This window comes from Nitrosomonas oligotropha (assembly GCF_900106555.1).
Lineage (GTDB): Bacteria > Pseudomonadota > Gammaproteobacteria > Burkholderiales > Nitrosomonadaceae > Nitrosomonas > Nitrosomonas oligotropha_A.
In genome coordinates, this window is the sequence record NZ_FNOE01000064.1 from 1 (window position 1) to 3,097 (window position 3,097).

Genomic DNA, 3,097 nt, shown 5'->3' on the forward strand with positions numbered 1-3,097 from the left:
ATCAGCTTACAGGCTTAAGATTGGTACACTTTTATTCCGCGATTGCGACGAAATTTAGCGCGCCTCAGTGGTACATTTTTACACCGCTATTTATAAACTAATGCAATTTCAAAAAGTAGTGAATTAATGTCCCGTACTACTGTTCACGGTCCTAGCGGCTTATTTGTTTATAGTGCAGTTGTTTCTCTACGATTGCTTGCTCTGTCAGCTGACTATAAGTTGTACAAAAGTGATGGAACCATTTTTGCTGCCGAAAAAACAATAATTGAAGCGGAGAAATTTATCCGCTATTGGTCCGTTAAAATAACACATGATTGGGATCCATATATACGGGTTAGTGACGTCATAGAGATACCAGTAAGTAGCGGATCAGGTTTATCTGTCTATAGGGTTTATGAGGATGGCGTGCTTGTTTTGCAGAGATTAGGAAAGAGCAACGCACCAAAAAAGGATCAGTTCGATGAATTGCGGGAACCACTGTTAAAATCTGCGACTGAAAAAGCAGAAAATGTCAGGAAATCAGTAATTATCCCACTTAGAGAATGTGTGGAACTTTGGTTTAAGAGCCTTACAACCTTAACTGGAAAAGCCCATCCGGCACCTCAGTATAAAGTCTGCACTGGCATCTGGATGACTAAATCATGTTTTTCCTATAATTATGGAGAAATTTATCCAACATCGATTTGGCACACCGAATAAAATAACTAATCAAAAAAATTCCGATTTTCTAAATCAAATATACAGTTTCCTTCTTGATTTCACATTCCCAACTAGCTTAATAAAAATGGGTTTTATTCATTCATGCTGCAAGAAAATCTAGATTTCTATGTGAGCGTTTCTCATTATTATCACTATTTTAAAAAGTGATAAACACGCACTCAATCAAGCTGAAAAACAATCTTCATTCTAAAATTTATCCCGGCATGGGCATTGTTCTCTAAGTAAACGTTGTGCATTGTGTTGCTTATATGAAATTTTTCCTATTTTTTGTCTTCCATTTGAAGAATACTTTTAAATCAAGAACTGCACGTCATCAAATCCAAATTGGACTAAAAGGACACAGCAGCTTTACCGCTACTTGTGCCATCTAAAAGCCGTTTAATGAGTCCTGATCGCGTTGTTCTTTCTGGCTCCATGACGTATTCCAATGTTGTGGGTTTGGCAAGTATAAATCACCTAAGCCCTTGATGAAATGGTTTTATTGCGGGCGGCCGGACAGGTTGAGCAAGTGTGTGCGAGCTAGACGTTATATCATTGGAATCGCGCTATCGCCAAGCCTCCTTTTCATGGCGCTCCTCTGTTTATCGCCATTGCAGATGCCATACATGTAACTAAGACTGTATGATAGTGCAGCAAGAAATGCCGTCGATCAGGATCGTTTTCTCCGAACATCAAAGAGAGCGCCCCGTATGGAGGACATGGAAGGGCATCGTCGTCCATTCTCGCGCTGAGAAAGTCTCTGCAAAGCAATTGTTCAGATTCCCTTAAGGGCGACTGAACACAGCATCGAGTCATTACCATTTCTGCTGCAAGATCAAAATTTCCCTCATCAAGATACATTCGTGTCCACGGCAAACAGTTTTCAAGAAGATAGTCTTCAACGTTGTTTGGCAATCGAGATGCGCCGAATCCGTAATTTGTCATGTAGAACACGGTATGGGTTAACCCATAAGCAGCTGGTTCAGTAATCGTCCAAGGTGAATGACACTTGCTTAGCCACGTCCGATTGAAGGCGTCCTCTATTTCGGTTTCGATACTATTTATAATATTTAACTCTTTAAGCCCAACCAACAGATCCAAGCGTCGCCATGCAAGCATGTCAATCTGATAGTATCCAGGTGTACCGACCAACTGAGAGATCTGCTCTTCGAGTATTTTGTTTTTATATCCTTCACGATAAAACGTAGCGTACAAGGACAACATCACTAATAGATCCGGCCGCTCCTTGAGGACATCGACCAACAAATTTCCCTCTCGTAGTTGCTCCCATGAGAAGTTCAATACCTTGCTCCACGTCTGATCCGTGGAGAGGTGCGACAACTTGGAAAGTAGAGACGCGGCAAGTGTCAACTCGCCAAGCGGTTTTAGCAATTCAACGACACGGGCGCTGTTGGAGCCCCTGTCGAGGCGAAATTTGGATAGATCTTGAAAGATCCAATCTCTAGATGAGACAAAAAGTTCAGAATATGACACGCAAAGTCACTTTTCCCCTGACAAAAAGTGAGACGAACTTTTTTAGTTTTGTTAGGGTTGATTATTAAAATAATTAATTCAAAAGCCTAGTTAACCTATACTTCGGAGAAGTGCCAATCAAAGCGACAGCAAAAGTTGACACCCGAACCTCCTTGCATGTATGTCTTTTTCGATGCGAGTAAGTCCTTCTCTTCTTGAGTGAGAGTCGCTTGTTTTCCTACGGAATGGAATTTAAGAAATGCAGTCCGCTCAGCATCTGACATTGCGTCCAAGTCGAAGGTCATGGTCACCTTGACGCCATCAGAGTCCTTCACTACGACAGAAAATCCTTTATCCATAGCCAATCCTCCTATTAGTTATGTTTCGAAAAAAGAGCCTAAAGCAACCCTTAATATATTCTACAATAATTTTGTCTATGTTGTTAATAAAATCTTCCTCGGGCAATAGCACCAACGCCAAATCGAAGTAAAGTGTCCCCACAGAACAAGACAGATTTTTCATAAATTAACTGGATTGTCCGGTTTCATTAGATCGCAGATTATTTATCTGGAGGTAGTATTCAATCTACTGTTTTTATGGTGTTGTTGAGATGAATCCCCCCGCAACCAACTAATTACAAATCATGTTACAACGAAGTTTGTAACAAAATATTTCTCTAATCCTGTATAGCCTTTTTCTTACTTTCAATTGACAACAAATAAGTCAGCTTTGGCCACAAAATATATAAATCCCCCCCTCCCAGTAGAAACTGCACACCGCTTCCTGGCAATCTGCCGGATACCCGATGAATCGGATAAAATCAGTGCACCGGGCGTAATCCTTCTGACGCACGTCCAGTGTTTGATACGACCACTCAAGCAGATGATGGCCGCCGATTCCGGTTGGCTTAGATGTTCGGTCAGTT

At 41.2% G+C, this 3,097-nt stretch carries 4 protein-coding genes; 1 reads left to right on the top strand and 3 read right to left on the bottom strand.

What is annotated here, in order from left to right; all coding sequences use genetic code 11:
* Positions 1-126 precede the first annotated feature (126 nt).
* Positions 127-699, top strand: a complete 573-nt coding sequence (locus BLU57_RS15480) for a hypothetical protein (RefSeq protein WP_090322881.1) — start codon at positions 127-129, stop codon at positions 697-699.
* 585 nt (positions 700-1,284) lie between these two features.
* Here the strand turns inward: BLU57_RS15480 and BLU57_RS15485 are convergent.
* The 3 genes from BLU57_RS15485 to BLU57_RS16360 form a co-directional block, all read right to left on the bottom strand.
* Positions 1,285-2,193 carry a DUF6895 family protein gene (locus tag BLU57_RS15485; protein ID WP_090322884.1) on the bottom strand — a complete coding sequence of 303 codons (909 nt, stop codon included), beginning with the start codon at positions 2,191-2,193 and terminating at the stop codon, positions 1,285-1,287.
* Between the two features lie 95 nt (positions 2,194-2,288).
* The gene (locus tag BLU57_RS15490) at positions 2,289-2,531 is read right to left on the bottom strand and encodes a hypothetical protein (RefSeq protein ID WP_090322887.1); all 243 of its coding nucleotides are present in this window, start codon (positions 2,529-2,531) and stop codon (positions 2,289-2,291) included.
* Between the two features lie 364 nt (positions 2,532-2,895).
* Positions 2,896-3,097 (bottom strand): hypothetical protein (locus BLU57_RS16360; RefSeq protein WP_218131694.1); only part of this gene is annotated, 202 nt, incomplete at its 5' end.

Bases quoted from the DNA above. Each gene is read 5' to 3' on its own strand.
- BLU57_RS15480 (WP_090322881.1), top strand. From the start codon at position 127: ATGTCCCGTACTACTGTTCACGGTCCTAGCGGCTTATTTGTTTATAGT.
- BLU57_RS15490 (WP_090322887.1), bottom strand. From the start codon at position 2,531: ATGGATAAAGGATTTTCTGTCGTAGTGAAGGACTCTGATGGCGTCAAG.